The organism is Cuniculiplasma divulgatum, from assembly GCA_031200235.1.
In the GTDB taxonomy this organism is placed as follows: Archaea; Thermoplasmatota; Thermoplasmata; order Thermoplasmatales; family Thermoplasmataceae; genus UBA509.
In genome coordinates this window covers 656,067-673,652 of sequence record CP133595.1, presented here as the reverse complement: position 1 = coordinate 673,652, position 17,586 = coordinate 656,067, and the positions used below count along the sequence as shown (strand labels likewise).

The 17,586-nt window shown below is 47.7% G+C and carries 19 protein-coding genes; 12 read left to right on the top strand and 7 right to left on the bottom strand.

All coding sequences use genetic code 11. The annotated features are described in order from the left end of the window. Positions 1-22 precede the first annotated feature (22 nt). On the top strand, positions 23-598 hold the full coding sequence (locus RE469_03670; protein WMT45297.1) for a hypothetical protein: 576 nt from the start codon (positions 23-25) through the stop codon (positions 596-598). Next, positions 599-1,702 carry a Xaa-Pro peptidase family protein gene (locus tag RE469_03665; GenBank protein ID WMT45296.1) on the top strand — a complete coding sequence of 368 codons (1,104 nt, stop codon included), beginning with the start codon at positions 599-601 and terminating at the stop codon, positions 1,700-1,702. It begins immediately after the preceding gene. On the opposite strand, the gene RE469_03660 is transcribed toward RE469_03665, so the two are convergent. Together RE469_03660 and RE469_03655 are read right to left on the bottom strand one after the other, a co-directional pair. Next, positions 1,703-2,350 (bottom strand): adenosylcobinamide amidohydrolase, encoded by a 648-nt coding sequence (locus RE469_03660; GenBank protein WMT45295.1) that lies wholly within the window; start codon positions 2,348-2,350, stop codon positions 1,703-1,705. Between the two features lie 61 nt (positions 2,351-2,411). Next, positions 2,412-2,771, bottom strand: coding sequence for a DUF6015 family protein (locus RE469_03655; GenBank protein ID WMT45294.1), 360 nt, complete (start codon positions 2,769-2,771; stop codon positions 2,412-2,414). A gap of 91 nt (positions 2,772-2,862) precedes the next feature. Here RE469_03655 and RE469_03650 point away from each other — a divergent pair, with 91 nt between their 5' ends. Continuing rightward, entirely contained in the window at positions 2,863-3,231 is a 369-nt protein-coding gene (locus RE469_03650; GenBank protein ID WMT45293.1) for a hypothetical protein, read from the top strand. Between the two features lie 296 nt (positions 3,232-3,527). On the opposite strand, the gene RE469_03645 is transcribed toward RE469_03650, so the two are convergent. Further along, on the bottom strand, positions 3,528-4,466 hold the full coding sequence (locus tag RE469_03645; GenBank protein ID WMT45292.1) for a nucleotidyltransferase family protein: 939 nt from the start codon (positions 4,464-4,466) through the stop codon (positions 3,528-3,530). A 219-nt stretch (positions 4,467-4,685) separates the two neighbouring features. Next, complete coding sequence (locus RE469_03640) at positions 4,686-5,348, bottom strand: metal-dependent hydrolase (protein WMT45291.1); 663 nt, start codon at positions 5,346-5,348, stop codon at positions 4,686-4,688. A 111-nt stretch (positions 5,349-5,459) separates the two neighbouring features. Here RE469_03640 and RE469_03635 point away from each other — a divergent pair, with 111 nt between their 5' ends. The 5 genes from RE469_03635 to RE469_03615 are packed head-to-tail and all read left to right on the top strand — an operon-like array spanning position 5,460 to position 9,036. Next, on the top strand, positions 5,460-5,870 hold the full coding sequence (locus RE469_03635) for a metal-dependent transcriptional regulator (GenBank protein ID WMT45290.1): 411 nt from the start codon (positions 5,460-5,462) through the stop codon (positions 5,868-5,870). After that, complete coding sequence (locus RE469_03630) at positions 5,871-6,860, top strand: hypothetical protein (GenBank protein ID WMT45289.1); 990 nt, start codon at positions 5,871-5,873, stop codon at positions 6,858-6,860. 10 nt (positions 6,861-6,870) lie between these two features. Then, entirely contained in the window at positions 6,871-8,445 is a 1,575-nt protein-coding gene (locus RE469_03625; GenBank protein WMT45288.1) for an APC family permease, read from the top strand. Next, positions 8,432-8,713, top strand: coding sequence for a hypothetical protein (locus tag RE469_03620; protein ID WMT45287.1), 282 nt, complete (start codon positions 8,432-8,434; stop codon positions 8,711-8,713). Before RE469_03625 ends, RE469_03620 begins: the two co-directional genes overlap by 14 nt. A 29-nt stretch (positions 8,714-8,742) precedes the next feature. Further along, positions 8,743-9,036: an antibiotic biosynthesis monooxygenase gene (locus tag RE469_03615; GenBank protein WMT45286.1), complete on the top strand. Its 294-nt coding sequence runs from the start codon at positions 8,743-8,745 to the stop codon at positions 9,034-9,036. On the opposite strand, the gene RE469_03610 is transcribed toward RE469_03615, so the two are convergent. Next, entirely contained in the window at positions 9,037-10,008 is a 972-nt protein-coding gene (locus RE469_03610; GenBank protein ID WMT45285.1) for a hypothetical protein, read from the bottom strand. After that, entirely contained in the window at positions 9,981-11,342 is a 1,362-nt protein-coding gene (locus RE469_03605) for a cytochrome ubiquinol oxidase subunit I (GenBank protein WMT45284.1), read from the bottom strand. Before RE469_03605 ends, RE469_03610 begins: the two co-directional genes overlap by 28 nt. 140 nt (positions 11,343-11,482) lie before the next feature. On the opposite strand from RE469_03605, the gene RE469_03600 reads away from it, so the two are divergent. The 4 genes from RE469_03600 to RE469_03585 all read left to right on the top strand — a co-directional run bounded on the left by RE469_03600 (position 11,483) and on the right by RE469_03585 (position 15,090). Next, complete coding sequence (locus RE469_03600; protein ID WMT45283.1) at positions 11,483-12,052, top strand: hypothetical protein; 570 nt, start codon at positions 11,483-11,485, stop codon at positions 12,050-12,052. Between the two features lie 23 nt (positions 12,053-12,075). Then, on the top strand, positions 12,076-12,816 hold the full coding sequence (locus tag RE469_03595) for a glycerophosphodiester phosphodiesterase (GenBank protein ID WMT45282.1): 741 nt from the start codon (positions 12,076-12,078) through the stop codon (positions 12,814-12,816). A 45-nt stretch (positions 12,817-12,861) separates the two neighbouring features. Continuing rightward, on the top strand, positions 12,862-14,544 hold the full coding sequence (locus RE469_03590; GenBank protein WMT45281.1) for a TIGR04190 family B12-binding domain/radical SAM domain protein: 1,683 nt from the start codon (positions 12,862-12,864) through the stop codon (positions 14,542-14,544). Between the two features lie 90 nt (positions 14,545-14,634). After that, on the top strand, positions 14,635-15,090 hold the full coding sequence (locus RE469_03585) for a universal stress protein (protein WMT45280.1): 456 nt from the start codon (positions 14,635-14,637) through the stop codon (positions 15,088-15,090). Between the two features lie 119 nt (positions 15,091-15,209). On the opposite strand, the gene RE469_03580 is transcribed toward RE469_03585, so the two are convergent. Continuing rightward, complete coding sequence (locus RE469_03580) at positions 15,210-17,582, bottom strand: plasma-membrane proton-efflux P-type ATPase (GenBank protein WMT45279.1); 2,373 nt, start codon at positions 17,580-17,582, stop codon at positions 15,210-15,212. Positions 17,583-17,586 lie beyond the last annotated feature (4 nt).

Here is a 17,586-nt window from a genome sequence, read left to right as displayed (position 1 = left end):
GGGGATGAAAATGTTCAGATTTTTGTCAGATGATGATAATATGTGCGGTCCCAGGCCGCCAGATGGTCCAATTTCAGTGGATTCAGAGATAATAACCCGCGTGGCGCGCCCCATGCCCGGTCAGGCGGAAAGCCTGGAATCCCCCATGGATTACGATGCGGTGTTCAGCGTGGTGAAAAGATCTGTGAGAAGAGTCACCGGCAGGGAACGGGCGGGACTTGGATTTGCTCTTTCACGGCTGCCGCCGACACTTGGAGCCTTCTGGCAGGTGGGAGGAAACTATATTGTTATGAATGAGGCACTTGTGGATGAGATGGCAAGGATTGCAGCCTCACCCCTGGAGTTTAACTCATTTGTGTACATGATATTGACCCATGAGTATCTGCATTCTGTCGGTTACATAGACGAACGGGAAGCCAGAATCATGACAGAGAAAGTTGCGAGAAGCACCTTTGGTGCTGGTCACCCGGCCACAACCATGAGCAGCAGAGACATATGGCAGATGTATCCGCAACTCCTGTCCGTACGCGGAGGAACAGGTTCATCCATAAGAATAATTTCGAAATTTGATTCGGATTCCCTCTCCTACTTTGCGTGAGTGGCATCAGTGTATTTCCAGAAATCAGTTTACGTTTCAAGGACTGCAAAGGTGCAGAAAATATTGGAACAGCAGGGGATTGCGTCCATGCTGATTCCTCCCGGACCGGATTTCTTCTATTTCACAGGATTTGAAACGGAATCAATGGAGAGGCTGACTGTGCTTGTCATCACTCCAGACAAAGTAGTGCTTGTATGTCCATCCCTGATGAAGGAACAGGCGGAGGAAAGCACATGGCTGGAGGAAATAGAGGCTTGGACGGATGTTGAGGATCCATTTGCAATGCTGAAGTCATTTTTGCCGGAGGGCAGATGTGCAATTGGAGGAACCCTTCCATACTCAATGCTGAGTGGTCTCAGGTCTGCCATCAGTGGCCCGGACATCCTGGCAGATGCCTTTACCGCTCCACTGCGCATGTCAAAGGACGATGCTGAGCTCCAGACCATACATGAAGCAGTAAGGAAATCTGAAGCTGCTTTGCTGGACACATTTCCGGAAATATCGGCAGGAATGACGGAAATAGGCATAGCAAGAATCCTTGACAGCAAGATGGTGGAGCACGGTCTGCAGGGTCCTGCATTCCAGACCATAGTGTCGGCAGGCTCCAACTCAGCAATGCCGCACCATTCTCCTGACAATACTGCACTTAAGCGGGGAGACATGCTGGTTATAGACTTTGGAGGACGCCATAACGGGTATGCCTCTGACATAACGCGGACATTCTTCCTGGGAAAGCCTGATACCCAGTTCGAGAGGATATATGATCTCGTGAGAAAGGCAAATGAGGAATCCAGGAACAGTGCAGGTCCGGAATCCACATACGGGGGACTTGACGCAAGAGCAAGGTCAGTAATTGAGGCGGGCGGTTACGGAAAATACTTCATCCACAGGCTGGGTCACGGTCTTGGGATATCAGTGCATGAAGATCCTTATGTGGTAGGCGGGAATGAGCAGAGGCTCATCAGAAATTCTGTATTCACCATTGAGCCAGGAATATACATTCCCGGCAAAGGAGGAGTGCGTATTGAGGATACGAATTACTTTGACGGGTCTCGCTGTGTGGCATTCAACACTATGACCCGTGAAATGCAGATAATCCACTGATCATTTTCCGCATTTCTTTACGGCCTCGGAAACAAGCCGGTAAACAAGGATAGATGCTTCCATTCCAAATTCTGTGAGGCGGCCACCGAATTCCATGTCATGGCTGCCACTTGAAATGAAAAGCGATGCAGTATCCGTTGAAGTACCCGGGGCCCTTTTCCCTGTTGCAGAGTCACGGATATCCATGTCGTTAAAGGCCTGGGCCTTTGCCTCAATTATATCCTGCATTCCGTTGACTGCCGCCGAATCCCCCAGGGGAGCATCCGTCAGCATGGCTATGTTCACCGTACCCTGAGATGGAATTCCATGGCTTCCCACGCTGAGGGCATTGCTGATTCCTGCGGTGATCCATGCACTTATGCAGAATCCGGCGGACATTATTTCTCCGAATGCGTACTTCTTCACGTCGCAGGCGGTAAAATTCATGCAGGTCTGTGAGGCCTCCAGCCCGCTGGCTTCAAGGAACCGGGTACCTTCACTGAGCACATCCCCGCGGAAGTCATGGGGAACAGTCCTGTTAACGTAATATTTGCAGGTGCCTGTGCCGCCATTGAATGGTGCAGAACTGAATTTCCTGACAGCCACGCCAAAATCAATCAGATAATGGGTGTCTCGCAAATAGAATTTATAAAATGGCCGGCTGCGCATGGAACATAATTATTGCATTGCAGAAAAATCTCCCCTCATGGCCGCCATAAAAATAGGGAAATTAGTTTTCAAGTTCTCTGAAGATTTCGTCGTAGATATTTTCTTCCGGCTTCTCCACTTCCTGTGAATTTGCAATCCTGTAAATATTGTCCTTCTTGAATTTCCACTGGTTGACTCTCCAGGATCTCCCTTTCATTATGTTCACTTCTTCCCTGAAAGTTTCAAGAAATCCAAATTCTTCGAGGTTATAGAATACGTCTCTTTCCGGGGCAGAAAGTACGTTGTCCAGCACGTAGTCCTCGTAGCCGAAAAATGAAAGAACGAAATCGCAGAGTTCTTCGACATCCTTCCTGGCCATGCCCTTCTTTCCGTAGGTCTTCTCAAGAGCACTGATCAGGATCTCCCTTGTCATTACGGCCATGCGATCCGCCACTTATTCCTGCAACCATATTAAGTTTTCTTATTTGATATGTGACTTCATTACTAATATCGTATTCCTGCGGGGTAAGCATATGCCAGATATTTGTGGACTTAAAATATCTCCTTTTGCAGATCATGGTAAAGAATTCGTATTTATTATTTTTAACGAAATTGAGCGGGAAATCCCCCCTTCCGAAATGGAAGGGATGAAAGTGAAACCTTTTTTCTGTTTTCTTGAAATATTACAATGCTCACCAGCAGACAGAATGGAAGAAGGTCGGATAACATGTAGCTCCATGCGTGCCTGTTTCCGTAAAGTCGAATGGCTGAGCATGGAGATCAAAATACCCCCGGACCGGAGGGAATTCATGCCTGTGGAGGTTCCGCTGGTAACCGTCGAAGCAGGAAGCCCCTTTCGAAAGATAGGGGAGGAGGTCACGAAACACTGTAGCCGCACATAACTGGATGACCGGTTGATTGCAAGATGCCGGAAAATATTTAAGCAAGCTAGGGCCGAAATGCAGGGTGCAGAAATGTATTCCAGGGCGATCTTCGTGGTGAGCTGATTCTGGAGAGAATGCCTTGCGGGATTTTTCAATATCCTGGCATGTAATGGAGTCATGGTGGCTGACGCAAAGGATCATTGGCTCTTCGCCAGCCCGGAACACATGGCGAGCAGCATGAGCCAGAGCGGGATGTGATCTGGCATATCGGCCTGAACAACCCTACCATGGGAAGAAAAGAGTTGCCATGGCATTCAAATTGTAATGAGTTCAAGGCGTGTATTTGATCTTGGTTCAAGTGTCAGGGTACCCTTGAAGGGAATGATGTCCTGGGAAACGAATTTCCTGGAAGCGTCATGGACTGCAAGCCCCATGCCATCAATTATCCTTATAATGGCGCCTTCAGGGGCCTCAAGGGTCACCTTCTCGTCTGCCTTTACGAAATATTCACTGAGTGTTCTTTCTCCCGTAGAAAACAGTTCCTTCCTGTATCCCCATGGTTCATCATCCCTGTCTGCGTAGTCCTTCCGGATCTGGTCAAGGTCCTTTTCACTGTCTATTCCAAGCCACATAGTTTCCTCAGTAAAGGCCCCGGCGAGCTTGTCGTTCGCCAGCATGGGGAAGACTGTTGTTTCCACATCCCGATCCATGTAATCCCTGGAAAAATAAGGAAAGGCTTTCTTTTTTATGTAATAGATGCCGGCGTTGATGAAATGGTCAAGGTATGGTTTTTCTCTGAATGTTGTGATCTGGTCCCCAAGGGTGTCAACGATCCCAAATGGGCTGCGCATCCTGACTACAAACATCACAATGCCATAGTTAGATGCCTGCGAGAAATTGACAAACCTCTTGAAGTTGAGGTCCGTCACAGTATCCCCATTCCTCAGCAGAATGTCCTCATCAGATCTCTCTTTCAGCAGGTTTCTCAGTGAAAAGAGAGTGCCCAGCGGCTTGTCCTCCCGGAGATAGTGAAACCTGATCCCCATGTGCTCAGAACCGTACATTTCCTCAATCTTCTCCCCCCGGTAGCCGGAAAGGACATACAGATCCTTTATGCCAATGTTGGCAAAATCAAAAATCTGCCTGTCCATTATTGTGTAGTTCTCCCGTATCTGTACAAGTGCTTTCGGTATCTCATCGGTTATGGGCTTCAGCCTCTTGCCATAACCTCCCGCCAGTATGGCGCCAATCATGTTATGGTAATATCGCAGGTATTTTTAACATCTGTGAGCGGAGTCCTCCCTTTCATAAATGAGTCTACTAAAACAGGCCTTGTGTTATTGCATCTATCCTCGCCTGTTTTGGCTGGCTTCCGGAAAGGATTGATGTGGGATGCCTGAATATGATTTCCAGGAGCCTCTTGCCCATCCGTTCAGTTGTATGGGGCCACCATCAAGCGGCTTTGGTCCAGATCACGGGATCTGGAACACATCGCCTGGCTTGAGTATCTTCACCTGTGTCACATTTCCGGCAAGTTTTCTGAACTCCTCAGGGTCGGAATCTATTCCGGGAAATGTACCGTAATGCATGGGTATGGTGTACTTCGCCTTGATCAATCCGGCTGCCACTGCGGCTTCTCTGGGACCCATTGTGTAGAATCCTCCAGTTGGCAGGAGGGCAACATCGGGCTTGTAAAGCTCCCCGATATATTTCATATCACCGAAAAGAGCAGTGTCTCCGGCATGATATATTGTCTTCCCATCGCCGGTTACCACAAATCCTGATTCATTCCCGCTGTGGACGGCAGCAGTAAGGCCGATGGAAACCTCCCCAAAGCGGGTCTGGCTTCCCTTGTTCATCCCTATGAAGTGATCCTCACCGAGTTCATCCTTTTCTCTCCCCTGTGACAGCTCAAACATTCCAACGATCTTTGCGCCGGTTCTCTTTGATATGGCATAGGCATCGCCCACGTGGTCAAAATGCGTGTGCGTCACCAGCACATAGTCAATATTGTTCAGCTCACTTTCCTTCACTGCTGCCCTGGGATTATTTGTCAGGAAGGGGTCGATTACCATTCTTGTCTTGCTGAATTCCACCAGCCATGCGGCATGTCCGAGCCATTGCAACTTTACCATGTTTATCGGGTGAACATGTGTTCTTTCTAAAAAATCCTTTAGTGTCCTCATGCGTATAAACGATTTAACAACGTTTAAGTACATTAAAGAAATTAGCATGAGGCTAATAATATGTTAAACACAATAACACTTACACGCAAGGAAAGAGACTGCCTGGTTCTAATCGGGGACAATGCAGCCTCAGATTTTCCCCTCAGGCTGGTTGAAGTTGCAAACCACCTCGGGATCAAGTCCCCCACTGCACTGAATCTGGTGAAGAGGCTGGTGTCAAAGGGGATGCTTCTGAGGGAGCACGGAATGCTGGTGCTTTCAGCAGAAGGGAAGGAGGAATACGCGAGAATAATTGAATCACACCGTGTGATTGAAACAATGATGACAAGGAACGGCGTTGATCTTGCTGACGCATGCAGGCTTTCATGCAACCTGGACTTTATCATCGATGAAACAGCAGTGAATTCCATCTTCAACCAGCTTGGAAAGCCAAAATCATGTCCGCACGGCAAGAAGATTGAGGTGGTCTGAATGTACATAAATCTCTGGAATCCTGAATACGACGGCCTCATATCTGCCCTGATCATATCATATCTCCTTGGCATAGTTCATGGTATAACGCCGGATGAACACACATGGCCAATAACATTCTCATATTCCGTTGGAAGCTACAGCACAAGGGGAGGCTTCAAGGCTGGAGCCATGTTCTCGACTGGCTTCACCGTTCAGCGTGCACTTCTCTCACAGATCGCATATTTCGCCCTTGCAGGGATATTCATGACAGCAATGGCCTTCGGCCTCACTTACATACTTGTGGGAGTTGCCATGGCGGCCGCAGGTATCTATATAGCAACAAGAGGTAGGTACGCGCACTTCCACCTCATCGAGAACTATCTGGGAAAGGCGTTTCACCTGCATCCGCACGAGGAGGCGCAGAACAGGGAGGAGCTGGATCACACCGCAAATCCCATAATACACGATCTGAAGCCCGTCCCCCTCAAGCTGGCTTTCGTGCATGGGCTGATTGCAGGGTTCGGATTCGGGGCATTTGCTTTGATAATTTACACAATACTGGCACCTTCAATGCCATCCCCATGGATAGGTTTTGCACCCGGCCTGCTATTCGGTCTGGGAACAATGACAATGCAGATATTTTTCGGCATGGGGTTTGGAAAGTGGATACAATCCAAAAAGAAACTCTCACTGCAGGGGATTCAGTATGTCGCCAGGAACATAAGCCGCTACGTCCTGACATACGGCGGCTATGCTTTCATTGTGGCCGGGGCGGCAATCCTAGCTTTTCCAGAACTTCTTGACTATGGCATTAGCACAGGCATACATGTCCATAACCTTGATAACCTGGGAATTGGCTTCTTCATAGTGATCTTCGCCGTTGTCATAATTGGCGCGGTGGGGTATGTCCGGTCAATGAAGAATGCCACCAGGCTTTACAAAGTGGTGTCACCATCTCAGCCAGATGAAAGGGACGTGAGCCAGATCAGCGGGCACCCCAACCAGTAGGTGCCTGGTGATGTCTGGAAGTTTATCAGAAACCAAACCGGGGCATGCCAACAGGCTTAGAAAGGGAACAGTGGGAACATGGGGGGCAATTGCAGAGGAAATAGCTGCAATGGCTCCAGCGTGTGATACCGTCGCGTTCATGACGTCGGCTGCTGCATTTGCCTTCGTCCTCACCCCGCTTTCTTTCCTCATCGCCACGCTGACAATGTTCCTTGAGGTCAATACCCTTTACCACCTTTCCAGAAGGCATGCCAGTGCCGGAGGGTATTATGGCTATATTTCCACTGCATTCGGTCCCCGTCCTGCAATTGTCTCTGGATTGCTATATGTCATGTACCAGATCGCAAGCACTGCAGCAATACCCGTATATGTTGCAGGGGTTGTGCTTCCCGGGGTCCTTGAATATTTCTTCAAGATCAACCTGCCTGCATGGGTCTGGATACCGTTCATACTTCTTTTCATCGTATTACCCATAGGCCTGGCAATTCTTGGAATCAGGCCACAGATGAAGTATGTGAGAATTGCGGCATTCTTTGAGGTGGCTTTCCTTGCAGTTCTTTCTGCCATAATTATCTTCAAGGCCCATGACAACACCCTGGCAGTGTTCAATCCGGGTGCCTGGCCCTCCTATTCCGGGAATTTCTCATCGGTTGGTGGGCCTGCAGCAGGAGTGGGGCTGGGGATGATTTTCGGGTTAACAAGCTTCATAGGATACGGCGGATCGGCGCCTCTGGGCGAGGAGGTGAAGAGCAGCAGGAACATTACAAAATCACTTGTCTACGGCCTCCTGATCGTGGGAATTGTTCTCACTGAGATTGCCTACGCCATGACAGTTGGCTGGGGAGTCTCACTCATGACGTCCTTTGCAGCCAGCAACATTCCCGGGATAATCGTGGCAACCCTGTACACCGGCATAGCTGGAGGACTCATGCTGGCAATGGTGGCGTTCAACTCAGCATTTTCGGATTCGGTTGCAATGCAGTCCAATGCGGGCAGGGTATATTTTGCCATGGCAAGGGATGGAATAATCCCGAAATTCTTTGCACACATAAGCAGGCGATGGGTGACGCCAAGCAAGGCACTTGCTTTTATAGGGACATTTTCAAGCGTGGGTTCCCTGGCAGCTGCTTTCCTGATTGCCTACTCAATGGGAATATCGCCCATCAGGCTTATATCGGGAGCGGCAACTGGAATATATGTGACAAAAGCCCTGTCAGACACATTTGATCTGCTGACGACAATAGCACTGGTTGGGCTCATAATAACTCACATCCTGCTGAACACATCTGTCATAACACTTTTCAGGCGCCTGAAGGAAGTTCACAAGAGGCGTCTTCACAAGATCATACATCCAATTGAGCATTATGTGCTGCCACTCATTGCAACAGCAATATTCATTTTCGTGCTGTACGAAAGTGTGTGGCCTCCGGTCTTCCCGGTGACAGAGGCAGTAATAGTGGCAGCCGTGTATCTGGCGTTCGCAATGTCATACGCAGTGCTCCTGAAGAAAAGAAGGCCTGATCTGGTCAAAAGGGCAGGAAAAACAGTGAACATAGTGGAGGAAGAGAAACTTGCAGAACAGTGATGATCCTGTAATCATGGATCTGGCATTCATGAATGATATTAAGGGCCGGCTGTTTCTCTACCATGACAGGCTGGTCTTCCAGTCAAGGAAAATGGATAAGGTTTTTCCCATAGCTGGCATAAGGAAACTTGCCTACGAAAAGAAGACCTTTGTGACATCTACCCTCTTTGTTAACGATGTACCAATCACGGTGTGCAGAGCGCATATCTGGGCAGCAAGAATGGTTGATCTGGGACTCAGGTGCAATGTGGATGGGAGGATCAGTTAATTCTATATGTCTCATGAACCTTTCAAATTATGATAAATGTTGGTTTTTTCTATTCAGTCGTAAGTGGCAGGGAACAGGAGTTCGAGGAAACATTCAAAGGTGTCATAAAGTTTCTAATGGAGAACGACACAGGAATAAGGGACGCTAGGCTCTACAGGGATGTTTCGGTTCCAGGTGAATACATGATATTCAGTGAATGGGACAGTGTTGATTCTTTCAGGAAGTTCATTGCCAGCAGGCCGTTCAAGGAAACAACGGAACAGGGCAAGAGCATCCTCAGGGGAAAGCCCAGGCATATAATTCTCAGGGCGGAGGAACCCTGATCAGTCTGCTGATTCCGGCTGTTGAACCCGGTCTCGCTCCTCCTTCCTGAAAGCAACATCGAAATACATCAGTGTCAGGAGCAGGAGTATTACTCCGCCTATGATCGTTGTGTAGAAAACCTGCGTCTGCATTGCATTGTTGTTCAGCAGGCTCAATATGTTCAGGGATTTCCCCATGAGGTCTGGATATTGCGAATATGCCAGGAAAAATACCGAAACAGCCAGCAAACCCTGAAAAACAATCTTGTTCTGCACAATGGCCCTGGTCTTGCCGGAGAGCCACAGCACCGGCACAAGAATGGTAAGTATTACAGGCACCGCAAGGACGTAGGGATTATTCAGGTTCCCCAGATAAACAAAGGAGACTCCAGCAATTACCATTCCAGCCATTACAACCAAAGGGGGCAGATAACGCTTCACATCCAGTCCATAGAATATTGAGGCGAAACCAAAAAGGAGGATTGCAGAGCCCATTATGAAACCGTCATCTGGAAGAAAAGACGCGAAGGCAGAAAGGCTGAACGTCATCCTGGAGTAATGTATGCCCCTGCCGCTGATGAATGCCGTGTAGATAACCAGTACCATTGCTCCCAGGACAAATGTTATGATGGCATAGATACTGTAGAGGAATCTGCGGTTGATCTTCCGGTTTTTCCATATGTACTCAGCAGATATTATGGACGCGTTCCTCAAAACATACAGAATGAGGAATAACAGGATGTAACTGATGAATGAATACGCAATCAGCGGCAGCGCCGACGGGATAAGGGCTTCAAGATTTACCACATAGAATACAAAGAATGTTCCTGTAACTTCCCATATTGGGACGAGGTACCTGAAAACCTTTCGCTCGCTCTCCCTGTATTTGAACAGAATTGCTGATGCTGCCATGAGCTCCGTGGACAGGATTGCAAAGAGCATTGCAAAAATTGCCAGGTTGAGCCCTATTTCGGGATGAATGATCTGTACCATTTTGACCCCCTGCTTTTTTCAAGTTCCTCTTCAATTCTTTCCTGCCTGAGCACCTTTGCCGCAAAATAGAAAGTGAACGGTACAAGAACGAGATAGAAGATTATTATGGCGATACCCAGAGGAACCACCGAAGGAGAAGTATTTGCAGCCTGAGACACAGTCATGACATTGTAGATGATCCATGGCTGCCTGCCAACTTCATCTGTTACCCAGCCTGAATCATAAACCACCTCTATGAGAACACCGGCAACCAGCATTCCGTAAAGTGAAAGCCTTCCGGTAAGGTCTTTTCTCCGGATCAGGAGATACATGAGATAGAGGGCGAATAAACCAACAAGCGTCCCCCCGCCCACCATAATGTCAAAGGTAAGATGCACAAAGAGGGGAGGCCAGAGGCTGGACGGAAACTGGGAGAGCCCCGGAACTGCAGTTTTTGAGTTGAGTGTAAGAAAGGCCAGTATGCTCTGCAGGCCGGGGATGGTGATATAGTATTCCGGATGTCCGTTGATCATTATTCCTCCAATCATTTCAGGTGCATTAACAGTTGGGTGAAGATTCAGCTCAATTGCCGCGTATTTGAGGGGCTGGAGTGATATGAGCATTCTTGCATTGGAATCCCCGGTTATGCCTGCCAGAAGAAGGGCAATGAACCCCACAACTGAGGTGAGCATCATTGCTTTCCTGTAGAAAATTCTGGAATCCTGCGTATGGTTCTTCAGGTAGCTGAATGCCAGATAGGCAAGCAGCAGGAATGATCCTGCAGCAAGCGTTGTGGTTACAACATGGGATATCTCCACGAATCCAGAAGGTGCCATGACTGCTGCAAGCGGATTTATGTTGGTTGGCTGTCCGTTAACAAGGGCAAAGCCAGCTGGCGTATTCATGAATGCGTTGATCATTGTGATAAAAACCGCGGACATCACTGTTCCTATGGCTACGAAGAGGGAAAGTGCCCAGTGTTTGTACCTGTTCCGGAATGCATCCCAGTAATAAACGTAGAGAACGAGGCTGATGGTCTCAAGGAAGAAGGCAAATACTTCATAATAGAATGGAAGAATGTCAACCTTGCCGATGAATACCATGAAGCTGGGCCAGAGAGCAAAGAGCTCAACGGCCAGAACAGTGCCGCTGGCAGTCCCAACGGCGAAAAAAATGACCAGTGCCTTTGCCAGGCGGCGAGATAGTGATTCAAAATACACATCTTTTCTTCTCAGCCCTATGAATTCGGCGGCAGAAACTATGACAGAAAGTGAAATGCTCAGTGTCACAATCAGTATGTGCGCCCCAAGTGTGTAGCCCATGAGGAACCTGTCGAAATTGATCACTGACACCATGATTATCACTCAGTTGATGTTTATATATAACATTTCACGTGTAAAATTGTGCAAAAATGTTCATATAATGCATGACATGAACCCACCGTTAAAAGCACATAGGGGAAGGCAATATTCCTTCATGGCGCTGGAGGCAGTCCATGGGTAGAGTCAACGTAAGCTTGAAGAACGATCTCATAAGGGCCATAGAAGATTACGCCAGCAGAAACGGGAGAACAGTGAGTGCCGTTATTGGGGAAGCAGCCAGCATATTTCTTGAATCTCAGGAATCCGGAATCAGGCCTGAGGATATAGTCAGGTCGTTCAGGGTGCTCCTGATCCTTAAGGAGATCGATTCCGTGCCGGTCCCGTCCACACTGCTTGATGCCATGATCCATTCATCCCTTGAGGCATCCGGTGATAAAATCATTGAAAAGTGGAGGGAGAAGGGGGTAATCATAGGCAACATCCTGCGGAAATACGCAAAAACGCTTCCGGATTTCGCAAGATTCATAACAGAATACAGGGATCAGATACCCGCAAACGTTTTCAGCATAGAGCTTGAGGGGGATGAGGCAACAGTGATAATTTCCGGCGCAGGATACAGCAGGGATGCTGCAAGATGCACAGCGGAAGGCCTATCCGGCTTTCTTGCATTATACGGTTACAGAGCAGACAGCACCGAGTTTTCAGAGGGATTTGTTAAGATAGTGGCAACAAGGATTTCATAGAAGCGTTGCATAGGTACAGTACAATGTCTGATGGACAGAAAAACTTCCTCATCATTGGACACAGGGGGTTGCCCGGTTCTGCACCGGAAAACACACTGAAGTCATTCAGGATGGCACTCTCATCAGGAGCTGATGGAGTGGAACTGGATGTCCAGCTTTCAAAGGATGGCGTACCGGTGGTGTTTCACGATTTCACCATAGGGAGGATGTGCGGTCAGGATACTCCAATATCTGCAATGAACTTTGGTGAAATAAGAAACCTGAAGGTTGCAGGTTCCGAACCCATCCCAACCCTCAAGGAAGCCCTTGAATCCCTTTCCGGAAAGGCTGTTTTCGTGGAATTGAAAATCTCAGCCACAAGGGATGTTTCCTACAGGAGAAATGTGTGCGGAAGGATCAGGGAAGTTATTGTATCGTCCAAGATGAAGGAGAATGTCATAATAACATCATTTGATCATGATGGTCTGCGCCTGTACCGTGAACTTGACAGGCGTCAGCAGATCGGGATCATTTATGACAGGGAATCAATGGCATTCTATGTTGAACGAGGAATGGATCCAGAATCAATAATAGATTCATACAGCATACTTATTCCTGATTATACATACCACGCTGCGGATGATATCAGACTCCTTTCCGAGCATGGTAAGAAAATCTTTCCATGGACTGTAAACGATCCTGGAATTGCGAAGGTCATGAAGGAAGCAGGGTGTTACGGCATCATAACAGATTTTGCTGACAGGATGCTGCTCCTTCAGGACTAACAGTTAAGCTGTAACCATTTTGTACTCAGTGAGGTTACATATCTTATGAATACCGACATTGCCTTTATTCATGCCCCCAGCATCTATGATTTCAGGAAACGCAACCTCAAGGAGGGGCCCATAGGCGATGTGGTGCCATCCACTCCCGTTTTTGAAATGTACCCTGTAGGTTTCATAAGCATGCTGAATTATGCAATATCTCAGGGCTTCAACGGAAGGATTTCCAATCTTGCGGTTCTGATGCTCTCTGATGACAGGTTCGACGCGGAGAAGTACATCAAGAATATTGATGCTGCAATCTATGGGATTGATCTGCACTGGCTTCCTCACGTGCATGGCGCCTTCAATATAGCAAGGATTGTCAAGAAACTGCATCCCGACAGGAAGGTTCTTCTGGGCGGATTCTCCTCATCGTATTTCGCAGAGGACATAATGCAGAGCAATGAGGCAGTTGATTTCATACTGGCTGGAGATTTTGTTGAGAAGCAGCTCATAAGCCTCCTGGATGCGGTTGAGAAAGGTTCCAGCCTTGAAAACGTTCCGAACCTGCTTTACAGGGACGGAGGAAAAATAAGGAGAAACCCTCCATTGAAGGACGATGATCCCACTGCTGAGGTTTTCATAAATTATAAAATTCTTGTCAGGAACTCCATCAAATACCATGATATCCGGGGGCATCTGCCATATTATGCATGGATAAAGAACCCTGTGGCAATGACTCTGATTCAGAGGGGATGCCAGTATAACTGCGGATTCTGCGGTGGATCAAATTTCGCATACAAGAACAGATACTTTTCCACCTCTCCGGTGAAAAGGTCTCCTGAAAGGATTGCAGAAGAACTGGAATCGGTGAAGGAGACCATAAACTCGCCTGTTTTCATAGCAGGAGATATAAACCAGGCCGGTGAAAAATACTACAGGGAGCTTTTCTCGGAATTCAGTTCAAGAGGACTGGACATGCCTCTGCTCACCGAATATTTTGTTCCACCGGGAAGGGAATATTTCCAGTATCTTTCCACTAAAATCAAAGACTTCTCCTGCGAGATATCTCCTGATTCTTCAGACATGAAAATTAGAAATGCCACTGGAAGATTTTACTCCAATGAGGAACTGGAGAAATCAATAGCTCTTGCCAGGGAGTACGGCTCCAAGAAGTTTGATGTCTACTTTTCCATAGGCCTGCCAAACCAGACCCTGGTGGACGTAATGAAGGATGCATCATATTCCGAACACCTCTCCAGTGATTACGGCAATGCAGAAATGCCAGTATATGGTTTTATTTCTCCACTGGCTCCATTCCTTGATCCAGGATCACTGTTTTACGAAATGCCTGAAAAATACGGGTTTACCATATTTGCCAGAAAAATCATGGATTACTACAACCTTCTGGACAGGGGAAAGTCATGGGACGATTTCCTGAACTATGAAACAAAGTGGATGTCGAAGGCAGAAATGGTCAAGGCCACATACCTTTCCGGCATAAAAATGGTGGAGGTCGGGAGCAGGCTCGGGTATATCGAATACAGTGAGAAGAACAGAATAATAAACAATATAATGAGTTACATTAACGGCGAGGATTACACGCCTCACGAGGACAAAAGCCACCACCTTACATACCTGGTCAAGGAGATAGACTGGTCCCGGAAACATGGCATTACCGGGGTATCATCGTTGGTGTTCATCTACTCAATCTACGAAAGAATGAGAAGGGCAGTGTACGGGATGTGACTCATATTGCAGGGTAATAATTTATAACCACATAAGTCATGAAAACATGGACTGATTTGAAAAAACCATAATGGTTCACTGGTGGTAAATATGGATATGAAGCAAAAAATAAAGAGTATAATATGCGCAGTTGATTTTTCTGAGGAATCCATGAAGGCAGTTGAATTTGCAGCGTCTCTGGTGGGTCAGAACAGTGAGGCGACGCTATATCTGCTCAATGTTGTCAAGCCAGTGTACGCTCCAATTGGTGATTCTGCTGGAGCAGCGGAAATACTGATGGAACAGAATGATGCAATTGTCAAGGAATCAAAGGAGAGAATTGAGGAGATCGCAAAGACCCTCAGGAACAACGGTCTGGATAAGGTTCATGGTATAGTGAGAACCGGTGAGCCTGTTTCATCAATACTCAATACAATAAAGGAGTTCAAAGGGGACCTCATAGTCATGGGAAACAGGAAGCACGGATTCCGCAAGGGCATACTGTTTGGATCAGTGTCTGAACGGGTTTCTGCTGACTCTCCAGTTTCGGTACTCATAGTGAGATAAGATACCGGGGAAAAAGGATCTTTTCCCTTGCCTTTCTCATTTTTCATTTGCTGTATTCATAGGCATGGATTCATGCTTTCCCGGCAGCATCTTGTCACCCGGTCATGGAATGCAACAGTTCATATGCTGAAGTGACGGAAAATTACATTCTTTCCCAGGTCAATAAGGGCCATGGCCACAAAGGTCAGGAGCAGCACAAGGAGCACATTCATCAGAGGTATTGGCGTGACAAGTATGCCAAGCCATGAAATAAGGGATATTGCCACTATGTCTGCTGCGGATGCAGTCAACAGCCACCTGCTTGGTCTTGAATCCCAGAATCTCCTTCTGGACCTCACCATGTATACAGTAAACTGTCCGGAAAATACCAGCATGTCAAATATGAATGTATGTATCTGGCTCACGTTCAATCCAAGCAAGAGTCCGATTTCCAGTATGGCAAATGATTCCACAAGTATGAGTATGGCAAGGCTCATGGACGATCCCACCAGTGATCTGACATTCCACTTCTCAGGATTTCTGGAATAGCTCACGTTGTCCGTGGCTATTGACATGGTGACAAAGTCATTTGCGAAGAGCAGCAGTATGACATCAAATGGAGTTGTAACAAAGAAGCGGTAGATAAAGAATGATGTTGTGAGGAACAGCGCCACCTGGATTGTTTTTATTATCTTGTTGAGGGTGTATGTCAGCATCCTCTGAAAAATCTTCCTGCCATCCTCCACAGCACTTACAATGTCTGAAATCCCCTCGTGAGTCAGGACAATACTGGCGGAGGCTTTGGCCACATCCGTGGCGGACGCAACGGCTATTCCCACTTCCGCCTGTTTAAGGGCCGGTGCATCGTTAACGCCATCGCCGGTCATGCCTGAAATATGCCCCTCCTTCTGCAGCATGGTCACTATGGTGAACTTATCTTCAGGGAAGACTTCAGCAAAGGAATCGCAGTCATCGATATTCACGGTCCCGGCCTTAATATCAGCCATTCTGCATATTCTCTCTCCTATTCCCACCTCCCTGGCTATTTCCATGGCAATTGGCGTCGAATCTCCTGTCACCATTCTGGCTTTCACTCCAAGATCCTCGAGTTGCCCAACAAGTTTGGCAGAATCTGGCCTTGGTGGATCATGTAGCGGTATTATGCCGCAGAACTTCCGTTCATCACCATTCATGAGGGCAACACCAAGCGACCTGTAACCCTTCAGTGACAGATCCCTGACCTTTGACATGACCTCTTCAGGATCATTATTGTGACACAGCTGTGCAATCACCTGTGGGGCGCCCTTTGTCACGGTTGCTGTGGTTCCATTGATCTGGAAAGTGGCTTCAGTGCGTTTCAGGGCCGGGCTGAAAGGGGTGAACTTTACTCTGGTTACCGGTCCTGTATCTATTCCGTTTGCCTTTCCATAGGCCAGTATTGCCATGTCTATGGAATCCAGACTGGCCTCGTCAGACGCGAGCATTGCATACCTGATAAGGTCGCTGGAATTGCATCCCATGGCAATGGGATCCACAACGGAAATCCTGTTCTGTGTCAGGGTGCCGGTCTTGTCAAAGCATATGGAATCCATGGATGCGGCATCCTCCACTGCGCTCAGTCTTGTAACCAGGGCACCCTTCCTGGAAAGATCAACTGCGCCGTATGCTGTTGCAATGGTGAAGGTTGCAGGCAGGGCAACAGGAATGGACGCAATCAGAACGACAAGTGAGAAGGGCAGAGCCTCCAGGATCGATACACCATATAAAATGGCGAAAGCTATAAGGGCTATGACAAGAGCAGCATCTATTGCTGCCAGGTATTTCACTATTGAAAGTATCAGTGACTCAAGATGTGAACCGGCCTTTGCCCTGTTAACAAGTTCAGTTGTTTTTCCATAGAATGTGTTGCTTCCAGTCGCCACCACGACGCCTGTTGCCTCCCCACCCTTGGCAACTGTCCCGGAATATATTCTTCCATCCTTCCCTTTTCGTACTGGCTCAGATTCACCTGTAAGGGCAGACTGGTCTGAAAGAACTTCCCCGGAGATTATCTTGATATCAGCAGGAACTATGTCACCCATTCTTACATGCACTATGTCACCGGGAACCAGCTCTGCTGCGGGAATGAGGTTCCATTTTCCGTCCCTCACTGCTCTGGCTGAGACGTTAACTCTTTCAGTTAGCATCTCCACAGCATCGTCTGCCTTCGATTCCTGGAAATAGCTTATGATGCTGTTGAATATGAGCAACGCGACTATTATATAGGTATCAAGCTGCTTTCCTATAAGATAAGTGAAAACTGCCGTAATTTCCAGCATCCATGGAACGGGAGCCCAGAATTTACGGAGCAGCTTCATGACGCCGCTCTCCTTTTTTTCCTCGATTATGTTTCGGCCGTAGGTTTTCCGGCGTTCAATGGCATCATTTGTGGTTAAACCTGCCTCAGTTGACTTGAGAACTTTAAGGCTTTCAGCAGCGGAGATGCTGTCAAAACTGTCAGGCAACTTTCTCATCCCC

Coding starts and splice junctions, on each gene's coding strand:
- RE469_03660 (WMT45295.1), bottom strand. CDS start 2,350: ATGCGCAGCCGGCCATTTTATAAATTCTATTTGCGAGACACCCATTAT.
- RE469_03625 (WMT45288.1), top strand. CDS start 6,871: ATGTCTGGAAGTTTATCAGAAACCAAACCGGGGCATGCCAACAGGCTT.
- RE469_03640 (WMT45291.1), bottom strand. CDS start 5,348: ATGGTAAAGTTGCAATGGCTCGGACATGCCGCATGGCTGGTGGAATTC.
- RE469_03655 (WMT45294.1), bottom strand. CDS start 2,771: ATGGCCGTAATGACAAGGGAGATCCTGATCAGTGCTCTTGAGAAGACC.
- RE469_03585 (WMT45280.1), top strand. CDS start 14,635: ATGGATATGAAGCAAAAAATAAAGAGTATAATATGCGCAGTTGATTTT.
- RE469_03650 (WMT45293.1), top strand. CDS start 2,863: ATGCCAGATATTTGTGGACTTAAAATATCTCCTTTTGCAGATCATGGT.
- RE469_03630 (WMT45289.1), top strand. CDS start 5,871: ATGTACATAAATCTCTGGAATCCTGAATACGACGGCCTCATATCTGCC.
- RE469_03645 (WMT45292.1), bottom strand. CDS start 4,466: ATGATTGGCGCCATACTGGCGGGAGGTTATGGCAAGAGGCTGAAGCCC.
- RE469_03600 (WMT45283.1), top strand. CDS start 11,483: ATGGGTAGAGTCAACGTAAGCTTGAAGAACGATCTCATAAGGGCCATA.
- RE469_03610 (WMT45285.1), bottom strand. CDS start 10,008: ATGGTACAGATCATTCATCCCGAAATAGGGCTCAACCTGGCAATTTTT.
- RE469_03605 (WMT45284.1), bottom strand. CDS start 11,342: ATGGTGTCAGTGATCAATTTCGACAGGTTCCTCATGGGCTACACACTT.
- RE469_03590 (WMT45281.1), top strand. CDS start 12,862: ATGAATACCGACATTGCCTTTATTCATGCCCCCAGCATCTATGATTTC.
- RE469_03635 (WMT45290.1), top strand. CDS start 5,460: ATGTTAAACACAATAACACTTACACGCAAGGAAAGAGACTGCCTGGTT.
- RE469_03615 (WMT45286.1), top strand. CDS start 8,743: ATGATAAATGTTGGTTTTTTCTATTCAGTCGTAAGTGGCAGGGAACAG.
- RE469_03580 (WMT45279.1), bottom strand. CDS start 17,582: ATGAGAAAGTTGCCTGACAGTTTTGACAGCATCTCCGCTGCTGAAAGC.
- RE469_03595 (WMT45282.1), top strand. CDS start 12,076: ATGTCTGATGGACAGAAAAACTTCCTCATCATTGGACACAGGGGGTTG.